This is a genomic window from Arthrobacter sp. T572 (genome assembly GCF_056780115.1).
On record NZ_JBRAZQ010000002.1, the window covers coordinates 1,529,548 to 1,545,858 of the forward strand.

Consider the following 16,311-nt stretch of genomic DNA (forward strand, 5'->3'; position numbering starts at 1 on the left):
GACCGGTCCCTGCCTAGCCGCGCGGCACCATGGTGCTGCCGGGTCCGAACACGGGTCCCGGCGTCGGGCGCTTGGGTGAGATCCCGTCCCCTGAAGACTGGTGGCGCAACCGGCGGATCACCCACGGCACAAAGTACTCCCGGGCCCACACCAGATCCGAGGAACGCGCCTCGCGCCACGTCCGCGGGGGGAGTGGCTTGGGGCTCAACGGCTCCAGGGTGTGCGGAACGTTCAGTGCTTCGAGGACCATCATGGCGATGGTGTGATGCCCCAGGGGCGAGAAGTGGAGGCGGTCTTCGTCCCACATCCGGACATCTGCCAGCTGCCTGAGCGACCACATGTCAGCGATGATGGCGTCGTGCCGCGCGGCCACGGTGCGGAGGTTTTCGTTGTAGATGGCCACCTTGCCGCGGATGCGGCCCAGTACGGATGACGCGGTGTCGGGCCCGTTGAACAGCACCACGGTGGCGCCCCCGGAGCCCAACTGCCCGACGGCGGCATCCAGCTTCTCTGCCAAAAGGTCGGGATCGCCCCCGGGCCGGATGAGGTCGTTGCCACCGGCGGAAATGGAGACGAGGTCGGGCTGCAGCTCCAGGCAGGGTCCCACCTGCTCGTCGATGATCTGCTGCAGAAGCCTGCCCCGGATGGCGAGGTTGGCGTAGGCGAAGTCTTCGTGGCCGCGGCCCAGCTCTTCGGCTACGCGGTCAGCCCATCCCCTGAAACCACCGGGGTTCTGCGGCTCGGGGTCGCCGATGCCTTCGGTGAACGAGTCTCCCAGCGCTACGTATCGGCTCCAGGGATGCTTTTGGGCCGGGTCGTCCGGCCGGACCAATGAATTCACGTCACTCACGCTTCTCATCCTGCCTCTAACCTGCCAACCTACGCGACCGTAGGTTGTTACCAGCGGGTAACTGCAAGAATAGACCCATGACTGAAGCCGTTGCATTCCCCGCGCCCGTTGTTCTCTGGTCCCACGACGAGTCAGAACGGGAAGGCAAACCGCTGCTGGTCCTGCTGCACGGTTACGGTTCCAATGAGGACGACCTCTTCAGCCTGGCCGGGCTGCTGCCTGAGGGATTCGTGGTGGCAGCGCTGCGGGCCCCCATGCCCACCGGGCCCGGGTACACGTGGTTTCCGCTGACTGCATCGATCGAGTACTCACTGGATGCAGTCAAGCTGGCCGCCGGATACGCGCTCGAGTGGCTCGATACCGTCAAAGCGAACCATTCCTCGGTGACACTGCTCGGCTTCTCCATGGGCATGGCCATGGCCACCACCATGCTCCGCTACCGTCCCGCGGACTTTGCCGCCGTCGTCGGGCTTTCAGGTTTCGTGGTGGACGCCGCCGGCGACCCTGACTTCCGCGACGACCAACTTGATGGCAGTGTGCCGATGTTCTGGGGCCGGGACCAGCAGGACCCGGTCATCACCCAGGACAAGATTGAATACACCATGGGCTGGGTGCGCAAGCATGTGGACCTCACCAAGGTCCTGTACACGGGGATGTGGCACGGCATCAACCAGCAGGAGATCGGCCACGTGGGGGAGTTCCTCACCCACAAGGTGCTGGGCTAGGGGGATCCCGGGCTAGGAGTTGCCGGTAATCCGGACGGTCTGTCCATTGACGCTCACGGTGTCGCCGGCGTGGAGCTGGCGGCCGCGGCGTTCCTCTATGTCGTCGTTGACCTTGACCAGGCCGTTCTTGATGAGCTCCGTAGCCTCAACCCCGTCTTCCACCAGGTTGGCGAGCTTCAAAAGCTGGCCCAGGCGGATCATGTCGTCGCGGATGGGGATCTCTTCGATTTCGGGGTTGCTCATACAGCAATGATGCCTGAAGTAGTGTGGTGACAGTGCCGCAGCCTTCCCGTCGTTCCAGCTTTCCGCTTGTCCTTGGCCTGCCTTTGGCCGTCCTGACGGGGCTGGTGCTCCCGGTGCAGGGACGCATCAACGGGGCACTGGCCACCAACCTTCATGACGGTATTACCGCCTCGGTGGTGAGTTTCACCACAGGCCTGGTGGTGATCGCAGCGATATCGCTCGCCACGCCCAAGGGCAGGGCCGGGCTGCAGCGCATTGTCCCGGCGGTCCGCAACCGAAGTTTCCCGCCCTTCTATGTCATGGCCGGCGCCGTGGGGGCGTTCTTCGTCTTTGCCCAGTCCTACACCGTGGGACTGTTGGGTGTGGCGGTGTTCACTGTCGCCACCGTGACAGGACAGACCTTGAGCGGACTGCTGGTGGACCGGTTGGGGATAGCTCCCGGCGGCAAGAGGTCCGTTACCGGCATGCGGGTGGCTGGCAGCATCCTCACCGTAGCTGCCGTCGCCTGGGCCGTGTCGCCGCGCCTGGGCGGCGTGTCCGACGTCGGAACCTTGCTTGTGCCGGTCATCCTGCCTTTGGCAGCGGGTTTCCTGATGAGCTTCCAACAGGCCATGAACGGAACGGCGACCGTGCACTATGGCACGCCCATTGCGGCCACCTTGGTCAACTTCCTCGCTGGTTCGGTGGTGTTGTGGATTGCCTGGCTCATCAAGGCTGCGGTCTCAGGTCCCGGGAATCCCTTGCCGGGCGAGCTGTGGTACTACCTGGGCGGGCCGTTGGGCTGTGTGGCGATCGGCCTGGCGGCCCTGCTGGTCCGCAGCCTGGGTGTCCTGGTCACCGGCCTGGGCATGATTGCCGGCCAGCTGGTGGGCTCCCTGGCGCTCGACGTCGTGATCCCCACCTCCGGAACGGTGGTCGCCTTGCCCACGGTGCTCGGTACGCTGCTGACCCTTGCGGCGATCGTTGTGGCCACTCTTCCATGGCCGAAAGGATCCTTTGCCGGAAGGCCGGCCGCCAAAGGCCGGTAGGCTAGGACACGCAGCTTCCTGCACAGTTCAAACCACCGCGGACCGCACCCAGCGGCCCTGTAGAAATATGGAGTACCCATGGCAGCAAAATCCGTCCTCGACCAGGTCATTTCCCTTTCCAAGCGGAGGGGATTCGTGTTCCAGGCCGGTGAAATCTATGGTGGCTCCCGCTCTGCCTGGGATTACGGTCCCCTCGGTGCTGAACTGAAGGAAAACATCAAGCGCCAGTGGTGGCAGTCCATGGTCCGTGGCCGCGAGGACGTCGTTGGCCTGGACTCCTCCGTGATCCTGCCCCGCCAGGTGTGGGAAGCCTCCGGCCACGTGGAAGTCTTCTCCGACCCCCTGGTGGAGTGCCTCTCCTGCCACAAGCGCTACCGTGCAGACCACCTCGAGGAAGAGTACGAGGAAAAGAAGGGCCGTCCAGCGGAGAACGGCCTGGCCGACATCGCCTGCGCCAACTGCGGTACCCGCGGCCAGTGGACTGAACCCCAGGAGTTCTCCGGCCTCCTGAAGACCTTCCTCGGCCCGGTCGCCAGCGAAGAAGGTTTGCACTACCTGCGCCCCGAGACCGCGCAGGGCATTTTCGTGAACTTCAACAACGTGCTCACCACGTCCCGCAAGAAGCCGCCGTTCGGCATCGGCCAGATCGGCAAGTCCTTCCGCAACGAGATCACCCCCGGCAACTTCATCTTCCGTACCCGTGAATTCGAACAGATGGAGATGGAGTTCTTCGTCGAGCCCGGCACGGACGAAGAGTGGCACAAGTACTGGATGACCGAACGCATGGCCTGGTACACCGGCCTGGGCATCCGTGAAGAGAACCTCCGCTTCTTCGAGCACCCGCTGGAGAAGCTGAGCCACTACTCCAAGGGCACCACGGACATCGAGTACCGCTTCGGCTTCCAGGGCTCCGAATGGGGCGAGCTTGAAGGCATCGCCAACCGCACGGACTTCGACCTCTCCACGCACGCCAAGGCCTCCGGCACGGACCTGAGCTACTTCAACCAGGCCACCAACGAGCGCTACACCCCCTACGTGATCGAGCCCGCTGCGGGCCTGACCCGCTCCTTTATGGCCTTCCTGATCGACTCCTACACCGAGGACGAGGCACCAAACGCAAAGGGCGGCGTCGATGTCCGCACGGTCCTCAAGCTTGACCCGCGCCTGGCCCCGGTCAAGGCAGCTGTCCTGCCCCTGAGCCGCAACGAGGACCTGTCCCCGAAGGCCAAGGCCCTCGGCGCGCAGCTGCGGAAGAACTGGAACATCGACTTCGACGACGCCGGCGCGATCGGCCGCCGCTACCGTCGCCAGGACGAGATCGGCACACCGTTCTGCATCACCGTGGACTTCGACACCCTCGAGGACCAGGCCGTCACCATCCGTGAGCGCGACACCATGAGCCAGGAACGTGTTTCCCTGGACAAGGTAGAGGCCTACCTGGCTGCCCGCCTGATCGGTGCCTAGCAGTGGCCCTCGAATACCGTGAGTGGAAGGAGGGCGACGATCTCGCCCTCCTGGAAATCTGGGGCGACCCGGAGACCCTGCCCGCGGAGCAGTTCCGCGCCGCACTGGCACCCTCCGGCAACCAGCCGTGGCGCCGGTGCATCGTGGCCGAGGACGTCGTGGACGGAGTCCGCATCCCGGTGGCCGCCGGCGTGGTCCACGAGGCGTCGCTGCATCCGGAGCGGCTTTGGGCCTACATCGAGGTCGCCAAGGACCACCGCCGCAGCGGCATCGGTGCCACGCTCCTGACCATGCTTCGCCGCGAAGCCGCCAACTCGCCGTCGGGCGTTTCAGCGCTCCGCAGCAAAGTGGAGCCGGGCACGCCCGGTGCCGCCTTCGCCGAGGCAGCCGGCCTGGGCCCCATCCAGCGCTCGCAGCTGGTGGTCGTGGATCCCGAGCCACTGAAGCTTCCAAGGTTCGGCGATGGCTCCGAAGAGGCCGCTTCCGAGCGGGTGGAGGACCTGGCTACCGGCTCGGTGGAGCTCAGCGACGTCGTGGGCCGGTACTACTCGGCCGTGCACCATTGGGACAGCCCCGGCGAGCTCAGCATTGCCACCGTCCAGCGGTTGTTCCTGCACGACCTCACCGGTGCCCACGGTGCGATCGTCCTGCGGGCGCCGAAGGCCAGCGCTTTCGGACCTGGCGTGCCGGCGTCCCGGAAGGGCAGGATCCAGGCTTTCGCCATCAGTTATGCCCAAGGGAACTCCGAGGAGCCCTCGGATGTCTTCCTGGGTCATGATCCGGACCTCGCTCCCGGCGAGGCGGAATCGGCAGTGCGGGACCTGCTGGCGCTCATTGCCTACCAGCATCCCGTGCTGTTGGAAGTCGATGAGTCCATGGCGGCGCTGCGCTCCGTCCTGGCTCCGCTGCTGGAGTCCGGCAAGGCACACGTCCGCGGTGCTGACACGCTGATCGTGAGCGACTGACCCGCGTAGGGTTGAAAGCATGAGGTTTTGCTGCTGATGGGCCATGGTCACTCACACGGACAGCCGGAAGGCTCCGCGCCAACACCACAGGCGCTGGCTTCAAGGAAACGCGCCAACTGGCTGTTGGCGGCCGTCCTTGTCCCGCTGGGCGTGCTGACGCTCGTTGCCATGATCCTGATGTGGCCCTCGGGCAGCCGGGAGGGTATCTCGTTCGCGAGTCCCTACCAGGCTGCCCCGGGGGTGACCTTTGATACGGGCCGCATCCAAAGCGTGGTCCAGGAAAGCTGCATGCAGACGGGCCAGTCGCTTCCTGGACAGACCGACCCAAACCAGGGTGGCCAGCAGGCCGGGTCGGAATGTACGTTCGCGTTCACCGAGCCTGACAAAGGTGGCGATCCCGTCAAGGTCGTCATCAATCCGGATGTCGCCAAATCCCATGGCGTGGACGTGGGCGATTCCATACGGTACCTGAATCTCTCCGGGGTCCAGGGCGCCTCCCAGGGCAGCGGTGCGCCGGCCTACGTGTTTGTTGACTTCGTGCGCAGCGTCCCCATTGCACTGCTTGCCGTGCTCTATGCCGCCGTGGTCATAGCGGTGGCCCGGTGGCGCGGCTTCCGTGCACTGCTTGGCCTGGTGGGAGCGTACGCCGTGCTGGTCAGCTTCATCCTTCCCGGTCTGGTGGAGGGCAAGCCGCCGCTGCTGCTGGCCTTGGTGGGGTCCACCGTGATCATGATCGGGGTGCTCTACTTCGCCCATGGGTTCTCGGCGCGGACCTCAACCGCGTTGCTTGGCACGATCTTCGGGCTCGGCATTACGGCACTCCTGGCGGCATGGGCCACCGACGCAGCCAACCTGGCCGGTGTGGGAGACCACGATGCCGCAACGCTGGTGAACATGTCCGGCAACATCTCGATCTCCGGCATCATTTTGTGCGGCCTCATCATCTCCGGCCTGGGTGTCCTCAACGACGTCACCATCACGCAGTCGTCGGCCGTATGGGAACTGTATGAACTGGCGCCCAACACCAGCGCGCGGAAGCTGTTCTCCTCGGCCATGCGGATCGGGCGCGACCACATCGCCTCCACCGTCTACACCATTGCCTTCGCGTACGCCGGGGCGGCCCTGCCGATCCTCATCATTGTGATGCTCTACGACCGGCCCCTGGACGAGGCATTGACCAGCGCTGAATTGTCCGAGGAAGTCATCCGCACCCTGGTTGGTTCCATTGGACTGGTCCTGGCCATCCCGGTCACCACCCTGATCGCCGTTTTGGTGGTCAAGGCCACCGGCATCCGGAACGCCGGGGACGGCGCTTCGGGCATCAGTCCCGACGACGTGGACGATACCGGCGCACTTGCCGCAGCGGCCGCCGTCGTGGGTTCGGACCGCGGGGAAACGCACGACGCCGGGGCGTCACCACAGGATTCATCGCCACCGGCCCGTCCGGGGAGCCGGCGCGCCCAACGGGAAGCGGAGCGGCGCAACCACGGCCCCAGCGGGACCACCTGAGAAGTTGCCCCGGATATCGATTTGCCACCATTTGCGACAATGGACAGGTGACTGTCGTAGCAACGCCCCCTTCTCCCAAGCTTGAGCTTCCGCCACTGCAGCTGGGCGGGATCACCGTGGACACCCCCGTGATCCTCGCTCCCATGGCGGGCATCACCAACTCCGCTTTCCGCAGGCTCTGCCGTGAATACGGCGGAGGCCTGTACGTGGCGGAGATGGTCACCTCGCGCGCCCTGGTGGAACGGACACCCGAATCACTGCGGATCATTTCGCATGACGACGACGAGAAAGTCCGGTCAGTGCAGCTGTACGGCGTCGACCCCAAGACGGTGGGGGCTGCCGTCCGCATGCTAGTGGAAGAGGACCGGGCCGACCACATCGACCTCAATTTCGGCTGCCCCGTACCCAAGGTCACCCGGCGCGGCGGTGGGTCGGCCCTGCCGTGGAAGATCGACCTCTTCACCTCAATTGTCCGGACGGCGGTCAAGGAAGCCTCCAAGGGCGGCATTCCGCTGACGATCAAGATGCGAAAGGGCATCGACGACGACCACCTGACCTACCTGGAGGCCGGCCGGATTGCCCGCGACGCAGGCGTAGCCGCTGTCGCACTCCACGGCCGGACGGCCGCCCAGTTCTACTCCGGCCAGGCGGACTGGTCCTCCATTGCCCGCCTGCGGGAGGCCCTGCCGGACATTCCGGTCCTCGGCAACGGCGACATCTGGTCTGCCGAGGACGCAGTCCGCATGGTGCGGGAGACCGGCGTCGACGGCGTTGTGGTGGGCCGCGGCTGCCAAGGCCGCCCGTGGCTCTTCGGTGACCTGCAGGCGGCGTTCGAAGGCAGCGACCAGCGCCACCGGCCGGGCCTCCGCGAGGTGGCAGAAGGCGTGTACCGCCATGCAGAGCTCATGGTGGAAACGTTCGGCAACGATGAATACAAGGCGCTCCGCGAAATCCGCAAGCACATGGCCTGGTACTTCAAGGGATACGTCGTGGGTGGCGAACTGCGGGCCAAACTCGCTACCGTGCCCACGCTGGAGGTGCTGCGGGAACTCCTGGATCAGCTCGACCTTGACCTGCCCTATCCGGGCGTCGACTCCGAAGGTCCCCGGGGCCGGGCCGGGTCACCCAAGCGGCCGGCACTGCCGAAGGACTGGCTGGACAGCCGACAGCTGAACGCCGAACAGAGCGCCGACATTGCGGCAGCGGAGCTGGACGTTTCGGGCGGCTAGCTGCACGCGTGCAAGACTGGCTCAGGAAGCACCACGCACGGCGCTTGAAGGAGGCAGAACCCATGGGAACAGAAGTGACGTTGGGCCGGAAGGATACCGGCAACGATTTTGTGCACGCGATTCCCGGCTACACGGAAGCAGATTCCGCACGGTGGGTTGAGGAGCCGCGCAAGAACACGTACCGGTCCGATTTCGAACGGGACAGGGCACGCGTCCTGCATTCCTCGGCCCTGCGCCGGCTCGGTGCCAAGACCCAGGTGGTCGCCCCCGATACTGACGATTTCGTCCGGACCCGGCTCACGCACAGCCTGGAAGTGGCGCAGGTGGGCCGCGAGCTGGGGCGGTCCCTCGGCTGCGATCCTGACGTGGTTGATACCGCCTGCCTGAGCCACGATCTCGGCCACCCGCCCTTCGGCCATAACGGCGAGTCGGCCCTGAACGAGGTCGCACATGCGATCGGAGGGTTTGAAGGCAATGCCCAAACCCTCCGCCTGCTGACCCGGCTGGAACCCAAAGTGCTGGCCGACGACGGCAGGCCGGCAGGACTCAACCTGACCCGCGCCAGCCTCGACGCTGCCTCCAAATACCCGTGGTCCGCCGTCGACGCCCCCGTCATCCACGGGCACCGCACCAGCAAGTTCGGCGCCTACGAGGACGACCTCCCGGTGTTTGAATGGTTGCGCGAAGGTGCGCCGGGCAGCCGTTCCTGCATCGAGGCACAGGTGATGGACCTGGCCGATGACATCTCCTACTCCGTGCATGACGTCGAGGATGCGATCGTGGCCGGACACTTCCAGTTGAAGTGGATGGAGAACCCGGACCACAGGGCCCGCGTGGTGGGGTACACCCGTCAGTGGTATCTCCCGCACAACGACCCCGCCGAGATCGATGCCGCACTGGCCCGCCTGGAGGCCACCCGGGTCTGGGTGCGGGAAGCGGACGGAAGCCGGAAGTCCATGGCTGCGTTGAAGGATATGACCAGCCAGTTGATCGGCCGTTTTTGCCAGAGCGCCATGGAAACCACCCGGGCGCATTTTGGACCGGCCAACCTGACCCGCTATGAAGCTGAACTCATGGTGCCGGAGGAAACGGTGACCGAAATCGCCGTGCTCAAGGGCTTGGCAACAACATTCGTGATCTCCACCGACCACCGCCAGCCCGTCTACGAAAGGCAGCGCGAAGTCCTGCACGCCCTGGTGGGTGTCCTGAACGCCACCGGCGACCGCCACCTGGAGCCGATGTTCGCTGCTGACTGGCGTGCCGCCGTCGACGATTCGGCCCGCCTGCGGGTGGTGATCGACCAAGTGGCGTCACTCACGGACGGCTCCGCCCTGGCCATGTACGAGCGCCTGGTGGGCAGCCTGCCGTCGCTGTGGTGACCAGCCGCGTACCGCGCCGGATTAGGATGGTCTGGTGGCTGGCCTGATCAAACGTGAAGATATCGACGAAGTACGCCAGCGCACGGACATCAAAGAAGTCGTGGACGGCTACGTCACGCTCAAGAGTGCGGGACTGGGCAGCTTCAAGGGCCTGTGCCCCTTCCATGACGAGAGGTCGCCTTCGTTTACCGTCCGCCCCCAGGTGGGCCGCTACCACTGCTTCGGCTGTGGCGAGGACGGGGATGCCATCTCCTTCATTCAGAAGATGGACCACAGTTCCTTCCATGAGGCCGTTGAAAAGCTTGCCGCCCGGATCGGCTACGAACTGCGGTACGAGGACGGCGGTACCGGGCCCAGCCGGGAGGAAGTCGGCAAGCGCCAACGCCTTTTGGACGCCCACAAGATCGCTGACGAATTCTTCAGGGCCCAGTTGCTGACTCCCGGCGCAGCCGAGGCGCGCAACTTCCTGGATGGCCGCGGCTTCGACCGGGCCGCCGCCGAGCACTTCGCCGTAGGCTACGCTCCGCAGGGCTGGGATTCGCTGCTGAAGCATCTGCGCGGGCGGGGCTTTACGGATGCCGAACTCAGGCTGACGGGGATGTTTTCTGAAGGCAACCGCGGCATCTACGACCGCTTCCGCGGCAGGCTCATCTGGCCCATCCGCGATATTGCCGGAGACACCATCGGCTTCGGCGCCCGCAAGCTCTTCGAAGACGACCAAGGCCCCAAATACCTGAACACGCCGGAGACCACGCTCTACAAGAAGTCCCAGGTCCTCTACGGGATCGACCTCGCCAAGCGGAACATCGCCAAGGACCGCCAACTGGTGGTGGTTGAAGGGTACACCGACGTCATGGCCTGCCATTTGGCAGGAGTCACGACGGCGGTAGCCACCTGTGGCACGGCGTTCGGCACCGAGCACATCAAGATCGCCCGGCGGCTGCTTTCGGACGACGGCACCGGGGGAGAAGTGGTCTTCACCTTCGATGGCGACGCTGCCGGCCAGAAGGCTGCCCTGCGCGCTTTTGAGGAAGACCAGCGCTTTGTGGCGCAGACCTACGTGGCGGTGGAACCCACGGGGGCGGACCCCTGTGATCTGCGCCAACTCAAGGGCGACGCTGCGGTCCGCGAACTGATCCAGAGCCGGAAACCACTCTTCGAATTCGCCATCCGCGCCTCGCTCCGGAAACACAATCTTGACACCGTCGAGGGCAGGGTAGCCGCCTTGCGGGAGGCAGCACCGGTGGTGGCCCAGATCCGCGACTCCGCAATCCGGCCGGCCTACACGCGGGAACTGGCCGGCTGGTTGGGCATGCCGATCGAGGACGTCAGCCGGTACGTTGGCGCTGCCGCCAAACGGGCTGCTGCCGGCGGCGCACCTACCGGCTCTCCTGCCGGCGCCGTGGAACAAACGACGCCGCCGGCAGCGATGGGCGCAGCACCCTCTTTCCATCGACCGGACCCGCGGGACCCCGTGGCAGGGATGGAACGCCAGGCGTTGGAGGTTGTCCTGCAGGAGCCGGCTGTGCTGGGTGGGGGAGCATGGGAACGGTTCGAGGCGTCGCATTTCTCCACGCCTGCCTATGCCGCCGTGCACGCGGCGATCCGCGCGACCGGAATTGCCCAGGCGGCTGATCCGGTGTCCTGGGTTGAGCAGGTCCGGCAGGAGGTTCCGGAGCCGCTGCGTCCGTTGGTGTCCGAGCTCGCTGTGACGCCGCTGCCCGCCAGTACGCCCGAGGCCATGCAGAAGTACTGCCGGGACATCCTGGCCCGACTGTTTGAGCTGCAGATCACCCGCATCAAGGCGGACAAGATGGGCCAGCTGCAGAGACTGGATGCTGCTGCATTCCCGGAGGAGGTACAGCGGCTGCACCGCGAACTGATGGAGCTCGAAATCCAGCGCCGGGCACTGCGGCAGGACTCCTGAGCCTCGATTTCGTTTTCCGGCGGGAGCCTGTTAAGCTAATTACCGCTTCAATCCTCCGTAGCTCAATTGGCAGAGCATTCGACTGTTAATCGAAGGGTTACTGGTTCAAGTCCAGTCGGAGGAGCGCACAATTCCCCCGTTTCGGATAGCCGAAACGGGGGAATCTTTTATACCCCCTGGGGGTATTCGCGCCGATTTCGTTTTCCGGCGGGAGCCTGTTAAGCTAATTACCGCTTCAATCCTCCGTAGCTCAATTGGCAGAGCATTCGACTGTTAATCGAAGGGTTACTGGTTCAAGTCCAGTCGGAGGAGCGCATCGAACCCCGTACCGGCACTGCCCGGTGCGGGGTTCACTTTTTGGTGGACGCCTCCGTCCCGCATACGGCTGCCGGCTCAGACGAAATCCATCTCAACCTGGAGGAACCTGGCGGCCTCGCCTACCGCGGCCACAAAGGCTTCCTGTTCGGTTGGCGGGGTTCGGGGTTCCCGGGGATGCCATTCGTGGGGCGCCGAATAGACGCGGGTGAAGCCACCGCCGGGCGGAGCGTAGAAAATGCCGAAGCGCTGGACCGGCCATTCAGGTGACGTCTCGGGGGCCACCAGCAGGGCGGCGTCGGTCTCCTGGTTGTACCACTGGGCGATTGGCCGGCGCCGGTCGTCCGTGAAGAGTCCTGCAGCATAGAGGGCCGCCGACTGGGGGCTGGTCACCGAGCACAGCCTGTCCCACCACAGCGGAAGGATGCGGTCATCCCGACGCTGCCACGGTGCCGGAAGCGGCTGCAGGTCTTGCCAATGTGGCACACCTCAACTTTATCGCCCGGCGGCGTTGCCGGACAGGGGAAGTACGCTATCGGGACAAGCCAAGCCGCGGGTAAAGCACCTCGAATCCCTTGGTCAGCCCGGCGTTCAAAGCGATGCCCACATGACCCCCGTTGGGTACCTCGTAGTAGGTCACGCTCATCCCGGATTCCCTTGCCGCAGCGGAGACTGCCTTTGCCGCGGCCACGTAGGTGACGTCGTCCGATCCCACGGTGAAGACTGCCGTGGTGTCCGGAAACTGCCGGCCCTTCATGATGTTGATTGGCTTTTGGGCGTCGTACGCCGCCTGGTTTCCATTGAAGATGTCACGGAGGTTCCCGGCCGGGTCCTCGGCTCCCGGGTACTCTTCGCCCGAAATGTCCACCACGTTGCCCCACATCTGCGGATACTTCACGGCGAAGGAGATGGCGCACTGGCCGCCGTTTGAGTAGCCGGCAATGGTCCAGTGATCCCGGTCGGGGAGGATGTTCAGGTTGGCCTTGGCCCAGTTGACCACATCCACGTTGATGTACTTCTCCACGTTTCCGTACTTGGCAGTGTCCAGGCAGAGCGTATCGTTTTCGTCCGGCCCGATCTGGTCTGCCACGATCGCAATGGGCGCCAGGCCGTTGTTCCTGGCGGCGAAGTCGTCCAGCGCCGCCGAAACATACTGGGGATCAGGCAGGCCGGGTTGGCCCATCAGGAGCACGTACAGCGGCAGCCGCGGGGGATTGGCGGTCAGCGCTGCCGGCGGCAGGTAGATGCCGGCCGGTCGTGCCGTGAAACCAGACTCCGTGGCGGGGATGACTTGCGTGCCTGCTTCACCTTTGGCGGGCATGTTGGCCGGCGGCTGCCAGTTCTGCCAGAGGGGGCCGGAAGGTATCGTGGCATCCGGGTTCGGCTTGCTCAACTGGATCGCATCCTCAGTGGAAATTCCAAGCGCCGAACCCAGGGTCTTGTTGAGCCCGAATTCCGTATTGATCCCCAGGGCGGCCACCAGCAGGAACACCGGGATGGAGATGGCGGCAACAAGCTTTCGCCAACGCGGGCTGTGGCGGAAGCTGACCACGCAGAGGCCGACGGCCGCAAACCCCGTGATCGCCCAGAACCAGACCCTCGGCGTCAGCCCTACGTGGAAGACATCCCAGACGTCTTCCACGAGCCAGACGGTCAGCCAGCCCACGAGCGCGGCCACGGTAATTCCGACGACGCCTGTCACCACCCAGCGCGCCGACGGCCTAAGGAACAACACCAGGAAGAGGCCGGCGCCGACGGCGATGGCGATGCCCATGACGACGGGACCGCTGATCTCGATCTTCAGGAGGTCGTTCACGGTCGTTTCCCGCCGGTGAATCCACAGTGTCCGGTTCTCACACGGCCTGCTCCCGGGCCACCATCTGCCTCAGCAGCCCTGCGCTTTGGGCGGGAGACAAACCGGGCAGGTACGCCGAACCAACCGCCAGGCCGATGGAGGGAAGCGCCAACGGGTCCTGGTAGTACATGAACAGGGTCCGGTGCTGGGGTTGGAACCGCGACTTGAAGGCCGCCAGCGACTTGAAACCGTACATGGGCTCCAGTGCATTGCCGAGCAGCGCCAGGACCTTGTCCAGGGTGGAGTGGTCACCGTCGCCGCTGTCCGGGCCGGAGCCGGCCAGGGGCGAGCCTGACAGCGAAATTTGGGTAACCTCTTCCTTGAAGCGGTTCACGGCGGAGGCAATCAGAAACTCCATGACGCCCTTGAAGCCCGTTGTGCGCCGTCGCATGAAGTCCAAAGTCCACCCGGTGACCGTGCCGTTCGTGAAGACAGGGAGCCAGCTGGTGACCCCGTGGACCAGTCCGTCGTCGTCAACCGCGACGCAGCACAGTACTTCCGGGTCCTTGAGTTCGTTGAGTCCGCCGAGTGTAAATCCCATCTCAGGGAGCGCCTTGTCAGCCACCCACTCCTCGGAAATTTCCGCCAGTTGGGCCCTGGTACCGGGCGGCATCTCCGGGTAGCGGTACCAGTGGTCCCTGATGGACAACTTCCCGGCCCGGTTCAGGGCCGTGCGAACGTTTTGCCATTCCTTGCCCTGGAAGGTCATGGACTGGACGTTCAGCAGTGTTTCTTCGGCAACCTCCAGTTTGCGGAATCCGCGGGGCAGCAGCGGTCCGTCCAGGTCAGCGGTTGCCGAGTAGAAGCAGGGAATGAGGCCGAGGGCGGCGCAGTGCGCCAGAAAGCCCGTGGCCGCGGCTGCGTGGTGCTCCCGGGCGCCGAATGGACCGGCCACCGTCAGTGCCACGCCGTTGTGCACCTGATAGGCCACCCCCGCAGAGCGGTCCGGTGTGAACCAGTACTGGTTGTTGTCCCAGAGGGCCATCCAGGACAACGTTCCGCCGCCTTCGTGGAGCAGTTCCCGGGCGTGGCCAAGGTCGGCGGCGGGATCCGTGGCACTGGAGCGGTACCGGCGGAAGTTGTTGAGGACCAGGATCAGGATGCACAACCAGATGACGTCCCCGCCCAGGCCGTAGATGACCGTACTCACCAGGCCCTGCGGCAGTTCCACAACGAACGGTACGGGAAAGGGAACCAGGATGTGCGTGAGCTGCCCGGCAAGGGCCAACAGCGACGAGCGGCCGGGGTTCCCCTCCAGGAACCAGAAGAGGACATACAGCAATATCGCTGCGACGGCCAGGACCAGGGACGTCCTGCCCAGCAGCCGGTAGCCGGCATCGCTGGACTCGACCTGGAACTTGTGGCGGTTGCCGGCCAGCAGCGCCGCAATAATCACCGGTGCCAGGAGGGCCGGCACTGCATACAGCAGCAGGTACCCCAGATCGTCACTGCCCAACTCGACCCCCGGATCGGTGGTGTATTGCAGGATCGACAACACAGTGACCACGGCCAGGTAAAGCTGAATGACCAGTGTCAGCCGGTAGGCGAGACGGCGTCCGCGGCGGAGTCCTTCGGCGCAGACCAGCAGCAACAGCACGGGAATCAGTGTCAGGATGGCAGCGCCAAAGCTCTGGACGCCCACCACGCTTTGCAGCGTGACGCAGCTGGAATCGTTGTCGCAGGCTTCCCTGACTTCGTCAGCCCCGGGACTGGCTTGGAGCATGACCTCCGAGACCACGGACAGCGGACCGATGTCCAGGGTCCCCGTAAGTTGCGTAAGCAGTGGACCAAGGGCAAAGACGCCCACCACGGTTCCCACCAGGAACCGGGTTTCCCGCAGGCTGGAGGAACGCAGGGAGGCGGCACGGCGGCGAAGCACCCAGACCCTGAATGCCCAGCCCGCCAGGATGCCGATCACAGCTCCGGCAAGGGCCTGGAGCGTCTGGGCCACCCCAACGAACAGGGCAAACATCAACGTGGCGGCCAGCAGCCACGTCCTGAGGCGCCGGCGCCAAAGTGCCTCAAGTGCCGCCGTCGAGCATCCCAGGGCGGCTGCGGCGCCACCGTAGGCGCCCACCGCGTATTCGCCGCCAAGGAAGCTGAGCCACTGGTCGCTGGCGTCGGTACCGAACGTCACCAGGGCCACCAGGACCAGGGCGCTGAGGGCGGCGCCGCCAATGAAGGCCGCAAGCGCCGGCAATGCGCCCATGGTGCGTTCGGCGATGCCCACGCCCACCAGGATGGCGGCGGAACAAGCGAGGTAGTCGAGCAGGGACGAGGCGAAGAATGATGAGCTGAGGACCGACCACCAGGGTCCAGGTTCGACGGCGAGTCCCAGCCCTACCTGCTCCAGCAGGTCCTGGCGTGGGCCGTTGAGGATGCTTCCGGTGGCCAGGCCGGAAATCCACACCACCGCCAGTAGTCCAAGCGTGACCGGGAGGCGTCGCACGCCCGCCAGCCCGCCGATCTTGCCCCTCAAGCCCACAGCCGCACTCATGTGCTGTCCCCTTCACCGGTGGAGCACGGGTTAGTCCCGGCTGGCCACCATTCTGCCCTGCCGGCCGCTGGAAAGGGAGGGCCTATGGGCCGTAGCGGCGGTAGGGTCGGGGCAGGGTTCTCCGGACACCCGTTATTCGCGGTTCCAAGGCCCGGGATTCACCCGGTACAGGACAGCGGCGCCGATCACCGCACCAAGGATCGCGCCGAACAGCGCACTGCCTGCGGCCCTGCCCAGCAAAGCCCCGACGACGGCGCCAAGCACGGCGCCGAGGAAAAGTCCCCGGCCGTTGCGGTGCGGTTTCCTGGTCATGGTCACAGCCTAC

Annotated in this window: 14 protein-coding genes and 2 tRNA genes; 10 read left to right on the top strand and 6 right to left on the bottom strand. The window is 65.2% G+C overall.

The features are described from left to right. Positions 1 to 13: 13 nt before the first annotated feature. Complete coding sequence (locus tag ACUYMZ_RS08125; protein WP_481602695.1) at positions 14 to 850, bottom strand: SGNH/GDSL hydrolase family protein; 837 nt, start codon at positions 848 to 850, stop codon at positions 14 to 16. Between the two features lie 77 nt (positions 851 to 927). On the opposite strand from ACUYMZ_RS08125, the gene ACUYMZ_RS08130 reads away from it, so the two are divergent. Next, positions 928 to 1,575, top strand: coding sequence for an alpha/beta hydrolase (locus ACUYMZ_RS08130; protein WP_481602696.1), 648 nt, complete (start codon positions 928 to 930; stop codon positions 1,573 to 1,575). Between the two features lie 12 nt (positions 1,576 to 1,587). Here the strand turns inward: ACUYMZ_RS08130 and ACUYMZ_RS08135 are convergent, their stop codons facing one another. Next, on the bottom strand, positions 1,588 to 1,818 hold the full coding sequence (locus ACUYMZ_RS08135; RefSeq protein ID WP_426006711.1) for an RNA-binding S4 domain-containing protein: 231 nt from the start codon (positions 1,816 to 1,818) through the stop codon (positions 1,588 to 1,590). Positions 1,819 to 1,841: 23 nt separating this feature from the next. Between ACUYMZ_RS08135 and ACUYMZ_RS08140 the strand changes: the two genes are divergently transcribed. The 9 genes from ACUYMZ_RS08140 to ACUYMZ_RS08180 all read left to right on the top strand — a co-directional run bounded on the left by ACUYMZ_RS08140 (position 1,842) and on the right by ACUYMZ_RS08180 (position 11,631). Then, positions 1,842 to 2,846: a DMT family transporter gene (locus tag ACUYMZ_RS08140; RefSeq protein WP_442423413.1), complete on the top strand. Its 1,005-nt coding sequence runs from the start codon at positions 1,842 to 1,844 to the stop codon at positions 2,844 to 2,846. Between the two features lie 78 nt (positions 2,847 to 2,924). After that, on the top strand, positions 2,925 to 4,310 hold the full coding sequence (locus ACUYMZ_RS08145; RefSeq protein ID WP_426006714.1) for a glycine--tRNA ligase: 1,386 nt from the start codon (positions 2,925 to 2,927) through the stop codon (positions 4,308 to 4,310). Positions 4,311 to 4,312: 2 nt separating this feature from the next. Continuing rightward, on the top strand, positions 4,313 to 5,275 hold the full coding sequence (locus tag ACUYMZ_RS08150) for a GNAT family N-acetyltransferase (protein ID WP_481602697.1): 963 nt from the start codon (positions 4,313 to 4,315) through the stop codon (positions 5,273 to 5,275). Between the two features lie 36 nt (positions 5,276 to 5,311). Next, positions 5,312 to 6,784: a YibE/F family protein gene (locus ACUYMZ_RS08155; protein ID WP_481602698.1), complete on the top strand. Its 1,473-nt coding sequence runs from the start codon at positions 5,312 to 5,314 to the stop codon at positions 6,782 to 6,784. A gap of 47 nt (positions 6,785 to 6,831) precedes the next feature. After that, complete coding sequence (gene dusB / locus ACUYMZ_RS08160; RefSeq protein WP_426006718.1) at positions 6,832 to 8,013, top strand: tRNA dihydrouridine synthase DusB; 1,182 nt, start codon at positions 6,832 to 6,834, stop codon at positions 8,011 to 8,013. Between the two features lie 62 nt (positions 8,014 to 8,075). Beyond that, positions 8,076 to 9,392: a deoxyguanosinetriphosphate triphosphohydrolase gene (locus tag ACUYMZ_RS08165; RefSeq protein WP_426006720.1), complete on the top strand. Its 1,317-nt coding sequence runs from the start codon at positions 8,076 to 8,078 to the stop codon at positions 9,390 to 9,392. Between the two features lie 34 nt (positions 9,393 to 9,426). Further along, positions 9,427 to 11,319, top strand: coding sequence for a DNA primase (gene dnaG, locus ACUYMZ_RS08170; RefSeq protein ID WP_481602699.1), 1,893 nt, complete (start codon positions 9,427 to 9,429; stop codon positions 11,317 to 11,319). A gap of 51 nt (positions 11,320 to 11,370) precedes the next feature. Continuing rightward, a tRNA-Asn gene (locus ACUYMZ_RS08175) sits at positions 11,371 to 11,443 on the top strand. 115 nt (positions 11,444 to 11,558) lie between these two features. Beyond that, positions 11,559 to 11,631, top strand: a tRNA-Asn gene (locus ACUYMZ_RS08180). Positions 11,632 to 11,712: 81 nt separating this feature from the next. Here ACUYMZ_RS08180 and ACUYMZ_RS08185 read toward each other — a convergent pair. The 4 genes from ACUYMZ_RS08185 to ACUYMZ_RS08200 form a co-directional block, all read right to left on the bottom strand. After that, a complete protein-coding gene (locus ACUYMZ_RS08185) occupies positions 11,713 to 12,120 on the bottom strand; it encodes a hypothetical protein (RefSeq protein WP_426006722.1) in 408 nt (135 codons plus the stop codon). Positions 12,121 to 12,166: 46 nt separating this feature from the next. After that, the gene (locus tag ACUYMZ_RS08190) at positions 12,167 to 13,450 is read right to left on the bottom strand and encodes an alpha/beta hydrolase (protein WP_442424200.1); all 1,284 of its coding nucleotides are present in this window, start codon (positions 13,448 to 13,450) and stop codon (positions 12,167 to 12,169) included. Between the two features lie 37 nt (positions 13,451 to 13,487). Next, positions 13,488 to 15,986: a bifunctional lysylphosphatidylglycerol flippase/synthetase MprF gene (locus ACUYMZ_RS08195; RefSeq protein ID WP_481602700.1), complete on the bottom strand. Its 2,499-nt coding sequence runs from the start codon at positions 15,984 to 15,986 to the stop codon at positions 13,488 to 13,490. Between the two features lie 132 nt (positions 15,987 to 16,118). Then, complete coding sequence (locus tag ACUYMZ_RS08200) at positions 16,119 to 16,298, bottom strand: hypothetical protein (RefSeq protein WP_426006726.1); 180 nt, start codon at positions 16,296 to 16,298, stop codon at positions 16,119 to 16,121. Positions 16,299 to 16,311 lie beyond the last annotated feature (13 nt).

Excerpts from the sequence above, each read along its gene's own strand:
- ACUYMZ_RS08155 (WP_481602698.1), top strand. The coding sequence starts at position 5,312 with ATGGGCCATGGTCACTCACACGGACAGCCGGAAGGCTCCGCGCCAACA.
- ACUYMZ_RS08195 (WP_481602700.1), bottom strand. The coding sequence starts at position 15,986 with ATGAGTGCGGCTGTGGGCTTGAGGGGCAAGATCGGCGGGCTGGCGGGC.
- ACUYMZ_RS08130 (WP_481602696.1), top strand. The coding sequence starts at position 928 with ATGACTGAAGCCGTTGCATTCCCCGCGCCCGTTGTTCTCTGGTCCCAC.
- ACUYMZ_RS08145 (WP_426006714.1), top strand. The coding sequence starts at position 2,925 with ATGGCAGCAAAATCCGTCCTCGACCAGGTCATTTCCCTTTCCAAGCGG.
- ACUYMZ_RS08200 (WP_426006726.1), bottom strand. The coding sequence starts at position 16,298 with ATGACCAGGAAACCGCACCGCAACGGCCGGGGACTTTTCCTCGGCGCC.
- ACUYMZ_RS08135 (WP_426006711.1), bottom strand. The coding sequence starts at position 1,818 with ATGAGCAACCCCGAAATCGAAGAGATCCCCATCCGCGACGACATGATC.
- ACUYMZ_RS08165 (WP_426006720.1), top strand. The coding sequence starts at position 8,076 with ATGGGAACAGAAGTGACGTTGGGCCGGAAGGATACCGGCAACGATTTT.